Below are 20,875 nucleotides of genomic sequence, written 5' to 3'. Positions count from 1 at the left end.
ATAACATTTCATACAGCTTGTTGTTCTCTATCCCTTATATACCAAATCCGTAATGCATAAGCTTAAACCGACGATTTGAAGCTAACATTTTGCATTTTATGGTTTTATTTTATGTTTTTATATAAAAACATTTTTTTAGGATAGATTATTTTTTGACAGGAGACAAGCTTTTTTTTCTTTTTTAGAAACAAATGCGCAATTTATTGGAAATGATTACTCGTTATTTTTTTAATCTCAACAAACAAATTCTAATTATAAATCATTAATCAAATGGTGTTGCACAAGCAATAACCGATAAAAGTCAGAATAATGAATTTATTTCTAGCTCTTTTAATCTGGGTATAATTTCTTTATGTTCGGTTTAATCATCAATTGTTAATTTTTAAACGATTGAAAATATAGCGCCCGTGCATTTAGTTGCTAAAGAACAACCTCTTCATCCATAAAATTATTGAACATACTTTTAAACACTAACTGATTATTTATCGCTTAGATTTGCTAAGTGAATTAATGGAATAGCCCATTAGTTAAGTAAAAATAAGGCGAGGGCACAAAAGGAAGATGATACATGGCAATTAGTCATGACCAATTAACGAAACAAGACAAGTCAGGCTGTAGGCAAAAATAGGCTGGTGCGCAAGAAAGTTGTAAAAAGATGAAATGCCTAAAATAGCATTTTGAACATAACTAACTATATGATAAATATTCAATTCTATTTTAGATAGCTAACAAAGCAGATCGCCTAAAAAAACGACAAAAAAGTTGGTGGAATTTTACACTTTGCTATTTTAATTAATAAACAATAGGTTATAATTAGGGTGTTCCCTGTACACACAGGGATAAACCGATAAAATGCCAATTAATTTGTGTAAATCATTTGTGTTCCCTGTACACACAGGGATAAACCGGTTAATCATGAAATTATGTATCATTTAACAATGTGTTCCCTGTACACACAGGGATAAACCGGTCGAGCTGAATTACAAAAACAGATTGACGGAGTGTTCCCTGTACACACAGGGATAAACCGGCCTTAATACTTTCCAGCTCCTTAGTATGTAGCGTGTTCCCTGTACACACAGGGATAAACCGTTGGAGGGGGTTATAACCCGTCCAGACGGCAAGTGTTCCCTGTACACACAGGGATAAACCAGCAGGAGTGAGTTTTAAATGAAAAAGAAATTTGTGTTCCCTGTACACACAGGGATAAACCGAACTCATAGAAACAAATTTTAAAATCAATCAGCGTGTTCCCTGTATACACAGGGATAAACCTCCCGATTCTGTTTGCCACTGAGTGCCCGCAGTGTGTTCCCTGTATACACAGGGATAAACCGGATGTTGCCAGACAATTATTAGCGCACGGACGGTGTTCCCTGTATACACAGGGATAAACCGTGAGTTTTATTTTTGAAATAGTGCTCATTATGGTGTTCCCTGTATACACAGGGATAAACCGTATATATTTCCTTAATTTTAATATACGCAAATGTGTTCCCTGTATACACAGGGATAAACCGGCTCAAGACGCTGTTGTGTTAAAAGAGTTTGAGTGTTCCCTGTATACACAGGGATAAACCGTTTACGCATACACAAAACCATTAAATAAGTTTGTGTTCCCTGTATACACAGGGATAAACCGGTTGGCAATGTGTATAGAACTATTTATTGCCAGTGTTCCCTGTATACACAGGGATAAACCTCCGGCTTTAATATTGCGAATAGCGTCATTTTCGTGTTCCCTGTATACACAGGGATAAACCGATTCGCGACGCGTGGCAGGAAACAGTTAATAAGTGTTCCCTATACACATAGGGATAAACTGTTCGCATGCGAACAAATATGAATAATAGGTAAGTTTTCTTTTATTCATAATAGCGCCAAGCAGGCAATTTTTAAAAATCCCTGCTTGGTGGGCGTAGATAGATGCCATATGGTTTTAAAACGTCTAAAAACTCATTTTTTGACAATGGCGTTTCTACAACTTGTCATTTATAATCCTTATTTTTTAAGTTTAAGCAATCTTAAAGCATTGGCTGTGACAATCGCTGTTGTTCCCGAATCAGCTAATACGGCAAGCCAAAGTCCTGTAATACCAAATAGGCTGGTAATTAAAAATATCAACTTAATGCCTAAAGCAATTGTAATATTCTGTTTGATATTACGGTTAGCAAAGCGCGTTAAACGTATCAATTTTGGTAAACTCAATAAACTATTTTTGGTTAAAGCCGCATCGGCTGTTTCGAGTGCGACATCTGTTCCGCTACCCATTGCAATACCTACAGTAGCGGCTTTCATGGCAGGGGAGTCATTAATACCATCGCCAACCATGGCAATAGCGGTTGTGGTGCTTATTTTTTCAATTTCATTTAATTTATCCGCTGGTAAAAGTTCCGCTCGGTAATCAATATTGAGTTGTTGAGCAATAGCTTTGGCTGCTCGTTCATTATCGCCTGTTAACATCAAGGTTTTTAAGCCTAATTGATGAAGTTGATTGAGTGCACTGACCGCATCTTGGCGAAGTACATCTTGCAAAGCAATGATACCCAATAATTTTTGATGAGATACTACAACGACAACCGTTTTTCCTTCAGTTTCAAGCTGTTGTATAAGCTGTGCATCTTCTTTTGTTAATTGGGTTGAAAGGGTATCGAGTCTATTTGGGGCTACAACGTAAAAAGTCTCTTGATTGATATCTCCTTGAATACCGACCCCAGCAATCGCTTTACGATTATTAGCTTCAGTAAAAACAATCTTATTTTGTTTAGCATAGTCAAGGATAGCTTTGGCTAACGGATGATGTGATCCACTTTCCACCGCAGCAACAACAGTTAACAAGTGTTCGGTTGTGATATCACGATTGATAACATCGGTAACTTGAGGTTTGCCTTCGGTCAGGGTTCCGGTTTTATCAAAAGCAATCATTTTGATTGAACCTATATGTTCTAGGGCTGCACCGCCTTTAATTAAAACACCATATTTAGCCGCACTCGATAACGCAGAAGTAATAACAGCCGGTGTTGAGATCACTAACGCACATGGACAACCTATTAGTAGTAACGTTAATCCACGATAAATCCATGTGTACCAATCAGTCTGAATCAATAGAGGCGGAATAACCATTACTAATAGCGATAATAGGGCAATAGCAGGGGTATAATAGCGACTAAATCGATCAATAAATCGCTCTATCGGTGCTTTGCGTTCTTCAGCATCTTCAATAAGTTGTAAAATACGGTCAACAGCGTTTTGTCCTGTTTCTGAGACAACTTTTAATTGAATGGTGTTATCTACCACTAGTGAGCCAGCTAAAATTTTATCACCATATAAATAGTTGACTGGAATCGATTCCCCTGTTAGTGCGCTTTCATCAATGCTGGCTTGATCACTGATTAAGATCACATCTGCCGGTAATCGACCGCCTGATGATATTTCGATAATATCGTCTGGTTTAAGACTATGACTTGCCACCGTTTTTCGATTTCCGTCAACAACAATCACGGTTTCTTCTGGCATTAATTCAACCAGTGAGGAAATCCCTTTTTTAGCTTTATTGCTGGCAATCCCTTCAAGCATTTCGCCAATCATAAACAAAAAAATCACCATGGTGGCTTCTTCTGCGGCACCGATAAATAGCGCACCAATAGCCGAAATACTCATTAGCGTTTCAATGGCAAAAGGAGTGCCGCTACGGGTTAATGTGATGGCTTCTTTGGCTATTGGAATAATGCCAATAATAGCCGTAACAATGAAGGCATACTTACCTATATCATGATTGATTAACAGGATGATATAACTTATTACAATTAAGATACCCAGCGTCACTAAAGGCAGTAGCGCTTTTTTATCCAAACTGTGTGAATGCTCATGATGATGATGTGGCGAAGATTCAAAAATAGGGGTATAACCTAATTCAACCACTTTATCTTCAATGAGTTTGATAATTTCTTTATTTTTGTTGGGCACAAATACCATGAGTTTTCCAGTTGAAAACGTCATTTTTATTTGATTGATATCGGGTAACGTTTTGATTCCATTTTCAATTTTTTGGGCGCAATGCGCACAATCCATGCCTTGAATTTTCCATGTTAATTTGACAGTTGGGCTTTGCTGGTCAGGTTCATCGGGTGGAGGATCAAGATCATTGGTTTGCGTTTGAATATGATCATGATTTTCACGCCCCAGATTGGATTGATGGTTTTTATTAATATTACGGGCATGAAGTGAATTATGTGCATGATTATGTGTGATGTTTTGGCAGCTATCATGGCAGTGATGATCAGCGTGCTGATGAGTGGATTTGTTATTATATAACATAACGTTACCTCGGCTAGTTGATGATTTTTATTGTACGCTTGTATCATTAAAAATAAATCATTTTTTTTAATGATATTTGTCAAGGTTTGGTTTGTATTAATTAAAAAGGATTGAAAACAAGTCATGCGGGATTAAACCCGAATGCTTAACATGTTTTTTGTTATGCTTATTTTCAGTATATAATTATTTCATTCTATATACAGGAAATCACTATGCCGAGTACTTCATCTTTTCGACAATTAAAAGGGGTAATTTTTACTGCTTTTCTTGTTACTACTTTCATTATCGGAATCGCAGGCGCTTTACAATCTCCGACATTAAGTCGTTTTTTAACTGATGAAGTCAATGTTGATCCCATTCTTGTCGGTTTTTTTTATTCAGTCAATGCGATTGCAAGTATTGTGGGGAGTTTTTTATTGGCGAAATATTCGGATAAAAAAGGGGACAGACGACTCATTGTCATATTCTGTTGTTTAATGGGGGTTTTCAATAGTCTGGTTTTTGCCTTTTCTCGGCACTATGTCTTTTTGATTACGTTGGGCGTGTTATTTGCGGCATTATCTTCAGCGGCAATGCCACAAATTTTTGCGTTAGCACGTGAGTATGCGGTTAAAACGCGTCGTAATGTTGTGGCATTTAACTCACTTATTCGAGCTCAACTTTCCTTGGCTTGGGTTATTGGCCCACCTTTGTCATTTGCGTTAGCGATCAATTATGGTTTTACTACCATGTATCTAAGTGCAATGGGGATGTTTTTTGTTGCGATGATCTTTGTCGCCATTTTTTTGCCTTCAGTCGAAAAAAATCCGGTTACACAGCAAACTCAAGCTATGAATCAGCAGGAGATAAATCAACCGTTATTCCAAAATAAAAATGTGGTTTTTTTATTTTTATCAACCGTATTTATGTGGACGGCCAATATGATGTATATCATCGATATGCCATTATATATAAAATCGAGTTTACATCTGTCGGATTCCTTGCCGGGCCAGTTAATGGGGCTTGCTGCAGGAATCGAAATTCCGGTTATGCTTATTGCCAGTTTTTTAGTACCTTATTTAGGAAAACGTAATCTATTTTTTATTGCAATTGGCTGTGGTATTTTGTTTTATATTGGCATCATCCTGTTCAAAAATGAAGTAGCACTATTTTCATTGCAAATATTTAATGCACTTTTCATCGGTATTGTGGCGAATATTGGAATTATCTATTTTCAAGATCTCCTTCCTACCCGAATGGGCGTTGCTTCAACGCTTTTTAATAATGGTATAACGTGTAGCGTTATCATTGCCGGTCTGATTCAAGGTTTCGTCTCTAAAGCATTTGGACATGAAATGATATATTGGATCGCTTTAATTATGGTGGCGGTTTCTTTCCTGTTTTGTGCTTTTGTTAACGAATCAAAATCAAACCCTTAATAGCTTTTGTACGTCTTTCGATATAGGAAAAACGTACGCATTAAGCATTAGTCAAAATTTAACGCATTTTGCAATGTGTTAAGACTAGGATAATGTGTTCTTTCATAACTCATAGGCGTGATTGCAACGTAGCCACTGTTTGCTATATCCAGTTCTTTGTCTTCATGGCAAGCGGTTTGATTTCGTTTAGCTCTGAACCAAAAATAGTCATGTCCTTCTGGGTCTTTAGTCGGGGTGAGTATCAGTTCGCTTACATCCGGTTCCCCTTGTTTGGTGAATTTATATCCTTTTATTTGATCAGCATTACAATCTGGAAAATTGACATTAAAACAGATGTTTTTAGGCATTGATAACCCATGCAATTTTCGAATGACGTTTTCAGCATGGTGAATGGCACAATGCCAATTTGTCGGTTGATTATCTTCACTGCTCACTTGGCTTAATGCCATTGCCGGTACGCCAAGGGTCATCGCCATCATGGCTGCCCCAACGGTACCCGATAAAATCGTTTCAAATCCAACATTAGACCCATTATTAATACCGGATAAGACTAAATCAGGTAATTGGTCTGTCATTAGATGTTTTAATGCAAATAACATGCAATCTGCTGGCGTACCATAAACGGCGTATTCGGTATGAGAACGTTTAGAGACTCTGAATGGGGCTTTTAAACTGACTGAACAAGAAACGCCGCTTTGATCTATAATTGGCGCCACTACCCAAACTTCATGAGCCAGTTTTTCCGCCACATTTTTTAATATTTTGATACCTTGGGCATCGATGCCGTCATCATTCACTAATAAAATACGATTCACTAATTTGACATCCATTTTGTTTCCTTATGTTGTTCGTTACTCAGTAAAAGTGTCACATTGTTCAATTGAACCACTATCAAACCCTTTTTTAAACCAAGCGTAACGTTGTTTCGACGTGCCATGTGTAAAACTATCGGGTACTACATAGCCATCACGTTGGCGTTGTAGGCGATCATCACCAATGGCTTCGGTTGTGTTCAGTGCTTGCTCGATATCACCAACTTCAAGTAAGTTCTGTTTTTGAACTGCATTTCCCCATAAACCTGCATAGCAATCGGCTTGCAATTCTAATCTTACTGATAATTGATTATCGCTAACATCGGAATATTGTTTAAATTGTTTTAGTTGATTAAATGTGCCGAGTAAATTTTGCACATGGTGACCGATTTCATGGGCAATGACATAACCTTGCGCAAAATCACCGCCACCGCCTAGTCGCTGTTTCATCTCTTGATAGAAAGAAGTGTCCAGATAAACCGTTTTATCAATACTGCAATAAAACGGCCCCATAAAGGTTTGACCAGTACCGCAAGAGGTTTGCGTTGAACCTGTATAAAGAACTAATTTGGGTGGGATATAGGTTTTGCCGAGGCGTTTAAATTCCTGGCTCCAATAATCTTCGGTGCTAGCTAAAATGACCGACGTAAATTTCGCTGCTTGCGGATCATCAATCGCATACTCAGCGCTGTTTTGTGGAGTGCTGTTAAGATCAATAACATCTGAATTGAGTAAACCGGTTAAATCAACGCCATAATAGCCGGCGATTAAAACAACAATGAATAGAACAACTCTACCTTTACCACCAATAGGAATTCGCGTTCCTAGTTCACTTCCTGATTGTGAGCGGCGATCTTCAATATTATCACTCTCTCTTTGGTCTCTCCAGCGCATAGGAATTACCTCATCAGTTTTAGTAACGTCATTTTAAAGGATTATTTCATGGGATACTAGGTAAAGTTAAAATTGTTACAGGTGAACGATTTAGAAAAGGGTAGAACAGCTATTTTAAAAAAATTTAACCAGAATTGTGTCGAATATATTGACGTGAAACTTTCAACTATCAGATTGGTTGTAATTTTACAACCTGATCTTATGTTGCTATAATTAAAGCCTATTTTTTGTCAAACTAAACGTAATTATCAAACTTAATTGATTGATAGTAATAACGATAAATCGTTTAATTCTTTTTCTGTTCCTTGTATATCTTCAAAATTTAAGTAATCAATAAACCATTTGTTGTCACTAAAGCACTATAGCAAGTCTTTATCAAAATTGTATTCAACTTATTCCATAATTTGCATGAAAATAGGCGGTTTTTTATGAAGAAGGCAAAAAAGTCAATTACAAAACCTTTGAATATTAATGATATTACCATTATTGATGATAGTAAGCTTAAAAAAGCCATTACGGCTGCTGCACTCGGAAATGCGATGGAGTGGTTTGATTTTGGTGTTTATGGTTTTTTAGCCTATATATTAGGGCAGGTGTTCTTTTCAAATGCATCGCCCAGTGTTCAAGTTGTCGCTGCGTTAGCCACTTTTTCAGTCCCTTTTTTAGTGCGTCCATTGGGCGGAGTGGTGTTTGGTTTATTAGGTGACAAATTAGGACGGCAAAAGGTGCTGTCTATGACAATTGTGATTATGTCGTTAAGTACCTTTTGTATTGGCTTAATTCCTTCTTATGCAACTATTGGGATTACCGCACCAATCTTATTGTTACTGGCAAAATTAGCACAAGGATTTTCAATTGGTGGTGAATATTCTGGAGCGGCAACCTTTGTGGCTGAATATTCGCCTGATCGTAAACGAGGATTTATGGGGAGTTGGCTGGATTTTGGGTCAATTGCAGGCTTTTTAATTGGTGCAGGGTTAGTTGTCATTTTATCTACTTTATTAGGTGATGCCAAATTTCGAGATTGGGGATGGCGTATCCCGTTCTTTTTTGCGTTACCTTTAGGGGTAATTGGTCTGTATTTACGTCATGCGCTCGAGGAAACGCCCACTTTCCAGCAACAATCTGAGTCTAATGAACAACGGTCTGAAAAACCATCTAAAATTACGTTAAAACAGATTTTAACCCAATATTGGAAGAGTTTTATGGTCTGCGTGGGCTTAGTGATCGTGACCAATGTTACCTATTATATGTTGCTGACGTATATGCCAAGTTATTTATCGCACGATTTAAATTATCATTCCGATCATGGTGTATTGCTGATTATTGCAATTATGATTGGTATGCTATTTGTTCAACCCATGATTGGCTTAATAAGCGATAAAATTGGGCGAAAACCCTTTATTATTGGCGGTAGTGTGGGGTTACTTATTCTTGCTTATCCGGCCTTTATGATGATTAATAGTGATAATATTGGTTTAATCTTTTTGGGATTACTAATACTTGCCATACTACTTAATTGCTTTACAGGTGTGATGGCATCTATTTTACCCGCTATTTTTCCTACCAATATCCGGTTTAGTGCGTTAGCTATCGCTTTTAATATCTCGGTATTAATTGCCGGGGCAACCCCAACAGTGGCAGCTTGGCTTGTCGAAGAAACCAATAACTTATATATGCCTGCATACTATCTGATGGTTGTAGCAATTGTTGGATTAGTCACTGGTTTAAAAATGCGAGAAACCGCAAATCAACCATTAAGAGGCGCCACACCCGCCGCTTCAAATCGTCGAGAAGCAAAAGAAATTTTATCGGATCATTTTGATTCAATTGAACAAAAAGTTGAAGATATTGACGAACAAATCGAGAATCTGCAAGAACAGCGTCAAGATTTAGTGGATCAGCATCCTAAGTTAGATTAACGATGATAAACATTCGGATGTCAATTAGACTTTTTGAATAAATGGTTTTGCTAATATTGAACACGCTCAAATCAAGAGGGGATAAGATAATCTTCTCTTGATTCTCTCATCCCTCCAAAAAATTGAAAATTGTTGTTGACGATTTAACAAGTGGTAAATGTTAAGGTCCCATTGCCAAGTATTGTAAGTGTTTATTTGCTTTGGGTTTGGTGGATACTTGCCGATTTTGGTCGTTCAATTCTCTTACTGAAAAGTTTATTAAAAAGGAATTGTCATGATTGGATTGTAAACCCAAAAAATTTAACAGAATTTGATTTAAACATATAAGGTTGAGTGAGGCTCTCTTTAAATTCACATATACTTTTTAAATAAATAATAAGCCATACCGCCTAATAGTATGGTGATTGCATAGAGCTTCCATAGACTTTGCCAGATGATTGAAAAATCGACGTTTTTTAAATAAATCTGTTTAGTCAATTCGATAAAGTGACGCACTGGATTGATTTCAGTTAAATACTGTAAGCAGAGTGGCATGTTTTCGATTGGCGCAATAAAACCAGATAGTAAAATAGCCGGCACCATAAAGGTAATAATACCGATAAAGGCTTGTTGTTGAGTTGAGCAAAGTGCTGATATAAATAATCCAAATCCAACTAAAGAGAGTCCGTAACTCATCATACAGACATAGTACCAAATAAACGATCCTTGAAACGGGATTTGATATATAAAAATACTGGCAATAAGTACTATTGTTCCTTGTAATGTTGCCACAATGATTGCCGGTATCGCTTTACCAACAAAAATTTGCCATGTCATTAAAGGTGAAATACGTAGTTGGTCAAGCGTGCCTTGTTCACGTTCTCTCGCTACTGATAACGAGGTTACGATCATAACGCCAATGGTGGTAATAAGTGCAACCAGCGAAGGTAAGATAAAATGTTTATAGTCTAAATTACTGTTATAACGGTGACGAACGATTAATCCTCCCTTATCTTGATTCATATTTTGTTGCTGATATTGCATAATAATTTGTTGAATATAGTTAGCGGCAATTTGGGCACTATTTGATTTACGACCGTCTAAAATTATTTGGATTTGTGGCGATTGTCCATTCAGTAACTTGCGAGAGAAGTCAGCAGGAAATTGTACAACCACCAAGGCTTTTTGATGATTAATCGTGTCAGTAATGGCTTGCTGTGAATCTAATATCAATACGTTTGAAAAACTGCTGGCATGGGCTAGTCGATCGATTATCTCAGTCGTCGGTTCATCAATCGTGGGGCGATAAACGGCAATGGTCGCATTATTGACATTTAAAGTTGCAGCAAAGGGAAAGATAAAAATTTGTAGCAATACTGGCACGATTAAAATAATGCGTGTCTGTTTGTCTTGCCAAAGTAGGGCTAACTCCTTTTTGATTAGAGTTAATGTGCGGTAAAAGGCAATAGTGTTGAAAAATTTTAACATAGTATTATTCCTTTACCTTAATCTAATTGCATTCGAGTTTTTTTGAAAATCACCACAAATAACAGCAATAAACACATCAGTAAAAAGCCTGCATTAATTAGCATGACGGAAAAAATATCGCCCGCTAAAAAGAGGGTTTGTAAAATATTGACGTAGTAACGTGCAGGAATGATATAGGTAACTAGTTGAATGATAGCGGGCATACTATTGATTTCAAATACAAAACCTGACAGCATGACCGCAGGTAAATAGGCCGCGTTTAACGCTATCATTGCGGCATTAAATTGATTCCGCGTAAGGGTGGATATTAATAAGCCAAGTTGCAAAATCACCAATAAAAATAGACTGCTGAGTAGTAATAATAGCGTGAATGAACCACGAAAAGGGACATGCATAATGCCTACAGTGACAATAAAACAGATAATTAAGGCTATTAAACCGATTAAGTAATAAGGAATCAATTTAGATAATAAGAACTCCAACTTGGTCATCGGGGTAGAGAGCAATGCTTCCATCGTGCCACGTTCCCATTCTCGAGCAACGACTAACGACGTCAATATCGAGCCAATTATCGTCATAATAATGGTTATTGCACCGGGCAAAATAAAATTTTTGCTGATTGCAGCGGAGTTAAACCAAACGTGTGAAGTCATGTCAATCATTGGTTGACTATTCATTAATTGCTGTTGACTGCGCTGCTGTAACCAGATTTGCCACACACCGGTTAAATAGCCTTGTACAAAATTAGCGGTATTCGGTTCACTTCCGTCGGTAATTAACTGAATGGCTGCTTGCCTATTTTGTACTTGTTGAGCAAAATTAACTGGAATGATAAGCATACCTCGAATTTCGCCAGCATTTAATTTTGCCGATAATGCTGAACGATTATCCAGATATATGGGTTCAATATAGGGGGAACCATTTAACACTTGGACAAAATCATGGGCAGGTTGACTTTTTTGTTCAACTAATACCCCAACACGGATTTTATTGGAATCTAAACTGATACCATAGCCAAATAAGAAGAGTAATATTAATGGAATAATAATTGACATGATCCAACTGCTCGGGTCACGAATAATCTGTTTCATCTCTTTTTTACACAGTGTTAATGTTCGAGAGAGTGAAAACATCATGTTGTTGCCCCTGAGTTAGCGTCGTTCACCAATTTAATAAAGGCTTGCTCCATGGTGGCGTTGCATGCGACCGATTGCTTAAGTTGGTTAGGCGAACCCAAAGCAATCAATTTACCACCATTAATTAATGCAATGCGATCACAATATTCTGCCTCGTCCATAAAGTGAGTGGTGACCATGACCGTAACCCCTTTTTCGACTAAACTGTTGATATGGATCCAGAACTCACGACGAGTGATAGGATCGACGCCAGATGTCGGTTCATCAAGAAACACAATATCGGGTTTATGCATTAACGCACAGGCTAAAGCTAATCGCTGTTTGAATCCTAAGGGGAGTGATTCTGGTGTTTTGTCTAAAATCGGCTCAAAATTAAATGCGGTTATCATTTCATTCATGCGCAGTGTTTGTTCACTGCCCATTAAGCCGTAGATGCCTGAAAAGAAGCTTAAATTTTGGCGTACAGTTAATCTGTCATATAAAGAAAAACGTTGTGCCATATAGCCAATGCGTTCACGTACTTTAGTTGCACTTTTTTTGAGATCAAATCCCAATACTAACGCTTGCCCATCACTAATCGGTAATAAACCACACATCATTTTAAATGTTGTCGATTTACCTGCGCCATTGGGCCCTAATAAACCAAATATTTCACCACGCTTTATGGCAAAATTAACATGATCCGTTGCAATAAAATGACCAAAAGTTCGGGTAAGATCTTTTGCTTCTATGACAATATCGTTTGGCAGACCGGCAACCTGCGGCATAATTTTAGTTAATATTGATTCTTTTTGAGTTATTCCGCCTAATCGGTCAATAAACGCATCTTCAAACCGTCCTAAGGTAGGTTGATAAGTGATGTTAGTTGTCCCAAGTTTTGCTATGACTTGTTCAATGGCGTGATTCGGCTTGAGTATTAAGCGAATACGATCACCTTCGATCACGCCGTCACTGACTTCAGGGAGTTTTAAGGCCGTTTGTAATAACCGACGATGTGAAATTGGCGAAGTGAGCAGGTAAACTCGATCTTTGACACGTTCAGTTAAACATGAGGGTTGACCTTGAAAGAGTAATTCACCTTGATTCATCAGTAAAATTGTTTCACATTGCTCGGCTTCATCAAGATAAGAGGTGCTCCAGATAATTAACATCCCTTCTTTGGCTAGTTGATGAACCATGTGCCAAAGTTCTTGGCGTGAAATAGGATCCACGCCAACACCAGGCTCATCAAGTAATAATATTTGTGGATCGCCAAGCAAGGTACATGCTAACCCCAGTTTTTGCTTCATTCCCCCCGATAACTTGCCCGCCAAACGTTGGGTAAATTTAGTTAAATCGGTGAATTTTAGGAGTTTTGCAAAAATTTGTTGACGTTCTTCTTGTTTGATATGTCGCAGATCAGCAAATAAATTAAGGTTTTCAATAACCGTCAAATCCTCGTAAAGACCAAACTTTTGAGGCATATAGCCTAAAATTGCGCGCAATTGAACCCGATCTTCAGTCGGATTATATTGCGCAACATTAATTTGACCTGCACTTGGCGAAAGCAAGCCTGCCAGCATACGCAATAGTGTTGTTTTCCCTGCACCGTCAGGGCCAACCAATCCTGTCACACCCTGTGCAAAAATTGTTGTCGATAAAGGTTTTAGTGCGACAGTGACTTGCTGATTTTTTTGCTTAAACACTTTGGTCACATGAGTGAGTTTGATTTGCTGGCGATTTTGTTTACTCATAGCGATTATTCTGCAAATTTAATCGTTACCGGCATGCCTTGGCGCAACATATCATCCGCTTGACCGTCACCAGTTTGACGTATTTGAATACGTAAGCGGTAAACTAAATCTGTACGTAATACAGGGGTTTCGACGGTTTTAGGTGTAAATTCGGCCGTAGGCGATACAAAACCAATCTGTCCAATATAAGGTTTATCTGGCTGTGAATCGGTATAAATATAGACAGTTCTACCCGGAATGGCTTGATGTAAATTGACCTCGTCAATATAAGCACGTACCCAGACAGGTCTGTCTATAGATATAGCATAAATCGGGGTTCCTGCGGTTAACATTGTGCCTGATTCTACTGCTCGAGTTAAAATGGTGCCGTCGGTTGGTGCATAAAGTTCGGTATCCGATAAGTTAAGTTCCGCTTGGTCTAACTCGGCTTTAGCCGCTTGCACGGTGGCTTGTGCAGCTTCAACTTCTTCTTTTCGGTAACCATTAGTAAGTTGATCAAGTTTTTGCTTTGCTGTTTGTAAATTAGCGTTAGCTTGATTACGTAAGGTTAAACTGTTTTCAAGTTGATCTTTAGAAATGGATGATGATTTCATCAATTTGACCATGCGTTGGTAGTTATTTTCAGCATAATCATAACTTGCTTGATATTGTAAAACTTGTGCTGCTGCTTGGGCAACTTCTTCTTTACGATATCCGGTTATCATTAAATCAAGTTGCGCCTGCTTTACCATTAAATTTGCTTTCGCTTTATTTAAAGCGATTTGATAAGGTTTTGCATCCAGTTTAGCTAATAGATCACCTTGTTTAATCGAATCACCTTCTTCGTGATTTAATTGTATTAAGCGTCCTGATACACGAAAGCTACTGTTTACCGTTCGGATATCCACATTACCATATAAAATCAGCGATGAAGGACTTTTATACATGAACCAAATTGCCCAAATTACTGCAATAATGATTAATATTAACAGGGAGATAAGCCCTTTTTGTTTCATGGATATTCTCATTTAGTTTACTCGGCAAGATGTTTTAAAAGTTTAGTTAAAATTGAGCGTAACTGCTGGCGTTCTTCTTGAGTAATAACTTGCCAAGCTTGAACCACTTTTTTTTCCATGGGCGGTATTTCATATTGAAAAAAATGGATGCCTTTTTGGGTTAAAATTAAGCAATGTGAGCGGCGGTCATGCGGATCAGCTTGGCGGGCGACTAAGTCATTTCCCACCAGTGTATCAACAAAACGGGTAACTTGTACGCGAGTAAAATTGGTTAATTCACTGATTTTCGATGGTTTTACCCCTTCAGGGTGAAAGGCGTTAATCACTAATAAAACCGCAAATAATTTATCATCTAATTGATAATGTCGGTAGGTTTGATTCAGATTTTCTAATAGTGCTTCGGTACTAAATTGCAATAAGCGACTTAAAAAAATCTCGTCATAGTTTGAAGAGAGTCCACGAGCTTTAAATTTTTCAATCAGTTTTTCAACGGTTGCTATCGGGATTGCCATCACATCACCTTATTTAGATAATTTCATTTGAAACTATATCAAATGAAATTACTTTTCACAACCATTAATTTAGTTAACTAGGTTTGTTGTTATCCGTCATCGGTATTAATTGACTATGATATTGGCGACGGTATTCGGTCGGGGTACGTTCAGTTTTTTTTCTGAAGATTCGACAAAAATAGTGACTATCTTTAAAACCTGAAGCCAAGGCAATATCTTTGATATTTAAATCATAGTCTCTAAGGCGAGTTTTTGCATATTCCAGACGTACATGGGTAAGATATTCATTCAAACCTATTTTACCTTCTCGCTGGAATAGGTGAGATAGATAATTGGGTGAAATATAGAACATTTTAGCGAGAAAATCTCGGGTAATATCGTCACGAAAATGGCTATCAATATATTGCCGAATTGCCTCAAATAAGCTAGCTGTTTTGGTTGAGGTTTTAACATCAACATTCAGTAAGTCGAAGGTATGACTTAATAAGCTTTGAATAAGATGATAAGCGGTAGGAGCACGCTCGCAAGGCTGATGCTGCCAAGTTAGTTCAGCTAGCGCTTGAATGATAAACGCCCCAATACGTGCTCCTCGCCTAGGTACATTAATTTGATCATAAGATGTCAGTGCTTGACCGTCCCACTGGTTGATAGTCATGCTAATTTGTTGTTTATCATACAGGATGCTTAATGTGGTGAAGGGGGTTGTATAAGCGGGCTTGCTCCAACTTTGTGCTGTGATATATAAAAGATCGCTAGGAAATAACGTTTTTTCAATAATGTTTCCCTGATAGTCTGCCCATTGTATAGATTGTTTTCCCTTTATCATGATTTCTATTCTGGGTAAACTGACTTGATCAGCAAGTAGTGGTGCTGATTGAGCATAATTAGCAAAATAAATCTGATTCGTTTGTTGATGATTAAGGCATTTTGCTAGCACTTCATTGATCGTTATCGCCATATCGCTATCTTCATAAAATAATATCGTAGATAAATCGAGTTATGTATCGTAATCATGATTATATACTGCCAAAAAGTATTTTATAGTATCAAGTAAATCATTAATTTTATCAATAGTTTATTCTTAAAATGTTTTTAGTGTGATCTCACTCACATTTTCTTATCAAGCGTACAAATATCCAGTAAATCGCAGGATTGTCATCTAGGCTATCGGTTACAGATTACTTAGTATGGTACCAATACAGTGATTAATGATTTGAACATTCAGCAGGAGTTAACCATGGAATTATATTTAGATACCGCCGATATTGAAGCCATTAAACGTCTAGCCCCCATTTTACCGATTAAAGGCGTCACAACCAATCCAAGCATTGTGGCAAAATCCGGTCAATCACTCTTTACCTTATTATCGACACTGCATGATTTATTGGGCGCCGATAAATTACTGTTTGCACAGGTACTTTCAAGCGATGCATCATCCATGATAAAAGAGGCAGAACAACTCAGAAGAGTCGTACCCAATATTGTCACTAAGATTCCTGTTAATGCAGAAGGACTCAAAGCGATTAAAGCTTTAACACAACAAGGAATCCCTACTTTAGGCACTGCTGTTTATGGCGCAGGGCAGGGATTATTAGGTGCGCTAGCCGGGGCTAAATATATTGCGCCTTATGTCAATCGAATTGATGCCCAAGGCGGCAACAGTAAAGATACCGTGCAAGAATTACAAAAACTGTTAGCGTTACATTGTCCTCAAACCATGGTATTGGCAGCAAGTTTTCGCACACCTAGGCAAGCATTAGATTGTCTGTTAGCCGGATGTCAATCTATTACCTTACCGGTGGATGTAGCTGAACTATTTATCTCCGATCCAGCTGTAGATGCAGCGATAGTAAAATTTGAACAAGATTGGCGTAATGCGTTTGGTTCACTGACTTATTAATTTAAACTGTCATCATCTGTTATCACATTCCGCCTAATTGGGTGGAGTGTGTTTGTCTGTGTTTCTGAGCAATAATTGAAAAGATAGCCTAAAAATTTAAGTTTTGCTGTATGATAGTTAAAAATGAAATATTAGGTTAGCCATATGACAGGAAAAAAACAAACATCTATTGTTAATGCACTTTTAACGGTATTGAGAATTGAAAGGTTATCGCATAGTTTTATTCGAATTAACTTTAGTTGTGATAAACAGCTGACGGTTAATCCTTTATGGATTTGTCCTCATTTAAAATTATTGTTTGCTGATCCTTCAACGGGAACGATAATTTTTCCACAATTAGACGACAATAATAAAATTCTAATAAATGACAAGATTCGTCAATTGGCTCGCAGTTACAGTATTCGTCATTATGATGAAACGACACAGCAATTAACGATTGATTTTGCCATTCATCAAGAGGGATTAGCTTCGGTTTGGGCTCAGCAGGCTAAAGTCAATGATCAGATAGGTTTAGTCGGCACAGCGGCAAAACTTATGTTTAATCAGCAAAGTTTGGTGTTGATTGGTGATATAACAGCTGTACCTGCCATTTGTTATACGCTTGAACACCTACCTAACAATGTTAATGTTCAAGCGTTTATCGAAGTCAATCACCCAACAGATATTATGGCTTTACCGAATAGTCTAAATACTCATGTTAACTGGATGATACAAGATGTTAATCAGCCAAATCAACTTGTTGAAACGATAAAAAAAGCGAATATTGTCCATAGTGATAATTTACTTATTTGGGGTGGAATGGAGCGGGATTTAGCCCAGCAAATTCGACATACGCTTAAAGATAATTATCCTCATTTACCCCCCGATGCATTTCAAATTATTAGTTATTGGCGACAAGGTTTTGCTGAAGGGGAGTTTAAACATCGTGAATAGTAACGCGTAATTAAGATGAACATTCTAGCTCATTTACATCTTGCTACTTTAGCGAATAGCTCCTTAATTGGCAATAGTGTGGCTGATTTTGTTAAAGGGGATCCTTATCTTGTTTATCCGCAAACGATAGCCGACGGTATCATGTTACATCGTAAAATTGATAGCATGGTCGACAGTTTGACTGAAGTGAAACAAGCCAAAACACGCTTTATCAAACCGCATCAACGTGTCGCACCGATTGCACTTGATATTGTATGGGATCATTTTTTATCTAAACATTGGACTGATTATGGCATGGGGCAATCAGTGTCTGAATTTGACCAATACACCAGACAACAAATTCAGCCCTTTATTCATCTCTATCCTGAACATTATCAGCATTTTATGCAGTCAATGTGGCAAGGCAAATGGTTAGAAAATTACGCAAATCTTGAATTTGTTGAAAAAGTGCTTAATGGTATGGCCACCCGACGACCAAAGTTATGGTTATTAAAAGAGACTATTTATGATATTAAGCAGCACTACAAAGAATTCGAAGCGCTGTTTTTTATTTTGTATCCTAAAATGTGTCGTTTAATAATAGCTGATCCTATTTAGTTATCATCACCGCTAGGACTACCTGTTATTAATGTAAAATTAGACTTAACAAATGTGAATTAATAACTTGGATGTGTCCGAAGCGGATTGCTAATTACCGTAGATACTAATTGGGTAATATAATTTTCCCGTTTTCAGTCGTGATTAAATCCTTTTGGTTTGGTGTTTGCGAAATAGGGACAAGCGTATTTTCGGTCAATTGTGGAGCAAAACCTATTTTACCACCTCTGGCTTTTGCACGAACAACTTGGCTTTCAGGTAAAGAGGCATGATTCGTTAAATGAAACCATAACCATTCCATGGCATCTTCCCCATAATAATCAATTGGTAAGAGCGTATTATCAAATGGATAAGTGCCATCCAAGTAGCTGGTATTTTCAATCTCATAATAGCGCAGTTGCGAGGCGTTACCTTCTACTTGGCTATTTAATGCGACATAAGCACGTGCAGTATAATCAGGTAGCTGTTTAACGTTATGACGAGCATGAACGATAAGGGTTTTTGTGCCATGTAAATTTGCTGATGCACTCACTTGATTAATGCCAAATTTAACTCGAGGATGCGTTAATTTTTTATATAAACATATGGCGCCCTTAGCATTATAGTCAATGGCTTTTTTGTTATCTGAACCCGAAAAGAAATCGCTTCTTGGTGAATAGGCATCTTCATTATTAACCAGTGCTAAAGCCGTTGAATCATCCGTTAACCATATCGGTAAATGACCCGTTGCAAAAGACCATAGCTGTTGAAATGTCACTTCGTGTAAACTAGCAACTTTACCTTGATAATTTATCGGATTTTGTTGCGTACTTGCGACCGAGTAACCACACATTCTATCGGTGACATCAAAATGACCATAGGCACTGATATATTGATAAGGCAATCCAATTGTTTCTTTATAATAAAAATAAGGGAGTTGGATATCCATTGATGGCGTCCAACCATAGCTATGTAATTTTTCAAGTGCTTCTTCAGGGGTACCTTTTGTTAATAAGTTTTCTTTTTTTAGCGCATCACAACGGTTTTGCGAATAAAGGTATTTGTCGGCAAACGGAATAGTGATCGTTTTGTGCTTAGCTACAATAGCAGGTATAGCACAAGGAATATACAGGGACGCATAACTACTGTAATCAGCAATTGATTTATAATCGATTTTTTGAGGAGCACTTTTATTATATTGAATGGAAACGGTGCTATTTTCAACATTGGGTTGAATTTGTGGATTAACCGCAACGATACCTTTAATGACATTGTCAGTATCAAGTTCACCTGCTTTTAATGCTGCACCGCCACCATCACTTGCACCATAAACTAAAACTAATGTGTTATCCTTATTAAAATGAAAATTAGAATCAGAAGGGAATTGTGTATTAAGAGCATAAAAAGCAAATTCAATGGATTTTAATACAAATTCGCCCCATCTTTCTTCAGAATTTAATCGTGAATGGAGTTGTTTTATTGCATAGCGATTTGGATATTTTTTAATAAATCTATCTCTATTGAAAATAGTGGGTTCGAACAATAAATTAGTAGATTGAGTTTGCCCATTTATGGCATAACCACGCTTATGCTCAATATCATAAATACCATTGCCTAAACCTTTATCATTATAAACAACCGCACAATTGTGCCGAAGTCCCCATAAACCACGAATTTGCACATCTTTTGCATTATATAACCCGTCTGAATCCGTCGCAGGCACTGCAACAATACATGGTTTATTTTTATCAAAATCAAGCGGGATTTGCAGTAACATGCCCACCTTTTCTTGTTCTAATTTTAGTGTTGCTAAAATTTCAAATCCCGGAATTTTGCCATCAAAAAGGGGACTTAATTCCTGGCGTCTAAATCCAAATAAGGAGCCTTCACCATTATTGATATTGATAAAACGATTGAGTTTTGCTTGCCGTAGCTCTTGAATGGTTGGCTGAGTCGGATCACTGAAATGTGGGGTATAAATTGACGTGGATAAGGTAGTAAATCCTAAACCTGCCGTAACGAGGTCATCACTGTCACCATCATAATAAATGGCTTCTTCGGTAAGTAGCCAGTCGGGAGCTAAAATTGAGTAATTTTGAGAAGAATCGGTCTGAATATCTTGTTGAGCGTGCAAGGAAATTGGAATAAGTGTGGAGCTAAAAAGTAATAATGATAATAATGTTTTAACGTGAAAGTTGTGCAATTGCATTTCAAATATTCCTTTTTGATAGTCAGACTGTTAAATAGTTGCGTATCATTC

Annotated in this window: 15 protein-coding genes and 1 CRISPR repeat array; of the genes, 5 read left to right on the top strand and 10 right to left on the bottom strand. The window is 37.5% G+C overall.

The annotated features are described in order from the left end of the window. Positions 1-818 precede the first annotated feature (818 nt). A CRISPR array of direct repeats spans positions 819-1,825; the repeat unit is 29 nt; unit sequence GTGTTCCCTGTATACACAGGGATAAACCG. 176 nt (positions 1,826-2,001) lie between these two features. Further along, positions 2,002-4,317 carry a zinc/cadmium/mercury/lead-transporting ATPase gene (locus ACGH46_RS09280; protein ID WP_411605415.1) on the bottom strand — a complete coding sequence of 772 codons (2,316 nt, stop codon included), beginning with the start codon at positions 4,315-4,317 and terminating at the stop codon, positions 2,002-2,004. A 212-nt stretch (positions 4,318-4,529) separates the two neighbouring features. Between ACGH46_RS09280 and ACGH46_RS09275 the strand changes: the two genes are divergently transcribed. Next, positions 4,530-5,735: an MFS transporter gene (locus ACGH46_RS09275; protein ID WP_411605413.1), complete on the top strand. Its 1,206-nt coding sequence runs from the start codon at positions 4,530-4,532 to the stop codon at positions 5,733-5,735. A gap of 47 nt (positions 5,736-5,782) precedes the next feature. Here the strand turns inward: ACGH46_RS09275 and surE are convergent, their stop codons facing one another. After that, positions 5,783-6,565, bottom strand: coding sequence for a 5'/3'-nucleotidase SurE (gene surE, locus ACGH46_RS09270; protein WP_411605411.1), 783 nt, complete (start codon positions 6,563-6,565; stop codon positions 5,783-5,785). 21 nt (positions 6,566-6,586) lie between these two features. Continuing rightward, a complete protein-coding gene (locus tag ACGH46_RS09265; protein ID WP_267352218.1) occupies positions 6,587-7,441 on the bottom strand; it encodes a neutral zinc metallopeptidase in 855 nt (284 codons plus the stop codon). Between the two features lie 428 nt (positions 7,442-7,869). Here ACGH46_RS09265 and proP point away from each other — a divergent pair, with 428 nt between their 5' ends. Then, positions 7,870-9,363, top strand: coding sequence for a glycine betaine/L-proline transporter ProP (gene proP / locus ACGH46_RS09260; RefSeq protein ID WP_411605409.1), 1,494 nt, complete (start codon positions 7,870-7,872; stop codon positions 9,361-9,363). A gap of 351 nt (positions 9,364-9,714) precedes the next feature. Here proP and ACGH46_RS09255 read toward each other — a convergent pair whose 3' ends face one another. The 6 genes from ACGH46_RS09255 to ACGH46_RS09230 all read right to left on the bottom strand — a co-directional run bounded on the left by ACGH46_RS09255 (position 9,715) and on the right by ACGH46_RS09230 (position 16,164). Continuing rightward, positions 9,715-10,830, bottom strand: coding sequence for an ABC transporter permease (locus tag ACGH46_RS09255; RefSeq protein WP_411605407.1), 1,116 nt, complete (start codon positions 10,828-10,830; stop codon positions 9,715-9,717). 17 nt (positions 10,831-10,847) lie between these two features. Further along, positions 10,848-11,966, bottom strand: a complete 1,119-nt coding sequence (locus ACGH46_RS09250; protein WP_411605405.1) for an ABC transporter permease — start codon at positions 11,964-11,966, stop codon at positions 10,848-10,850. Next, positions 11,963-13,699 (bottom strand): ATP-binding cassette domain-containing protein, encoded by a 1,737-nt coding sequence (locus ACGH46_RS09245; RefSeq protein WP_411605404.1) that lies wholly within the window; start codon positions 13,697-13,699, stop codon positions 11,963-11,965. The genes ACGH46_RS09250 and ACGH46_RS09245 overlap by 4 nt, the downstream gene beginning before the upstream one ends. Before the next feature lie 5 nt (positions 13,700-13,704). Beyond that, positions 13,705-14,694 (bottom strand): secretion protein HlyD, encoded by a 990-nt coding sequence (gene hlyD / locus ACGH46_RS09240; RefSeq protein ID WP_411605402.1) that lies wholly within the window; start codon positions 14,692-14,694, stop codon positions 13,705-13,707. A 17-nt stretch (positions 14,695-14,711) separates the two neighbouring features. Further along, the gene (locus ACGH46_RS09235; protein ID WP_411605401.1) at positions 14,712-15,206 is read right to left on the bottom strand and encodes a MarR family winged helix-turn-helix transcriptional regulator; all 495 of its coding nucleotides are present in this window, start codon (positions 15,204-15,206) and stop codon (positions 14,712-14,714) included. A 73-nt stretch (positions 15,207-15,279) separates the two neighbouring features. Then, positions 15,280-16,164, bottom strand: coding sequence for a helix-turn-helix transcriptional regulator (locus ACGH46_RS09230; protein ID WP_411605399.1), 885 nt, complete (start codon positions 16,162-16,164; stop codon positions 15,280-15,282). A 279-nt stretch (positions 16,165-16,443) separates the two neighbouring features. On the opposite strand from ACGH46_RS09230, the gene fsa reads away from it, so the two are divergent. The 3 genes from fsa to ACGH46_RS09215 all read left to right on the top strand — a co-directional run bounded on the left by fsa (position 16,444) and on the right by ACGH46_RS09215 (position 18,636). After that, positions 16,444-17,106, top strand: a complete 663-nt coding sequence (gene fsa, locus ACGH46_RS09225; RefSeq protein WP_411605397.1) for a fructose-6-phosphate aldolase — start codon at positions 16,444-16,446, stop codon at positions 17,104-17,106. A gap of 144 nt (positions 17,107-17,250) precedes the next feature. Then, positions 17,251-18,039 (top strand): siderophore-interacting protein, encoded by a 789-nt coding sequence (locus tag ACGH46_RS09220; protein WP_411605395.1) that lies wholly within the window; start codon positions 17,251-17,253, stop codon positions 18,037-18,039. A gap of 15 nt (positions 18,040-18,054) precedes the next feature. Next, positions 18,055-18,636, top strand: a complete 582-nt coding sequence (locus ACGH46_RS09215) for an ACP phosphodiesterase (protein WP_411605393.1) — start codon at positions 18,055-18,057, stop codon at positions 18,634-18,636. Between the two features lie 106 nt (positions 18,637-18,742). Here ACGH46_RS09215 and ACGH46_RS09210 read toward each other — a convergent pair whose 3' ends face one another. Continuing rightward, the gene (locus ACGH46_RS09210) at positions 18,743-20,824 is read right to left on the bottom strand and encodes a 3-hydroxybutyrate oligomer hydrolase family protein (RefSeq protein ID WP_411605392.1); all 2,082 of its coding nucleotides are present in this window, start codon (positions 20,822-20,824) and stop codon (positions 18,743-18,745) included. Positions 20,825-20,875 lie beyond the last annotated feature (51 nt).

This window comes from Gilliamella sp. CG22, from assembly GCF_046635725.1.
GTDB classification, from domain to species: Bacteria; Pseudomonadota; Gammaproteobacteria; order Enterobacterales; family Orbaceae; genus Gilliamella; species Gilliamella apicola_I.
The sequence above is the reverse complement of the archived record's forward strand: the minus strand, read 5'-3'. Positions and strand labels throughout refer to the sequence as shown.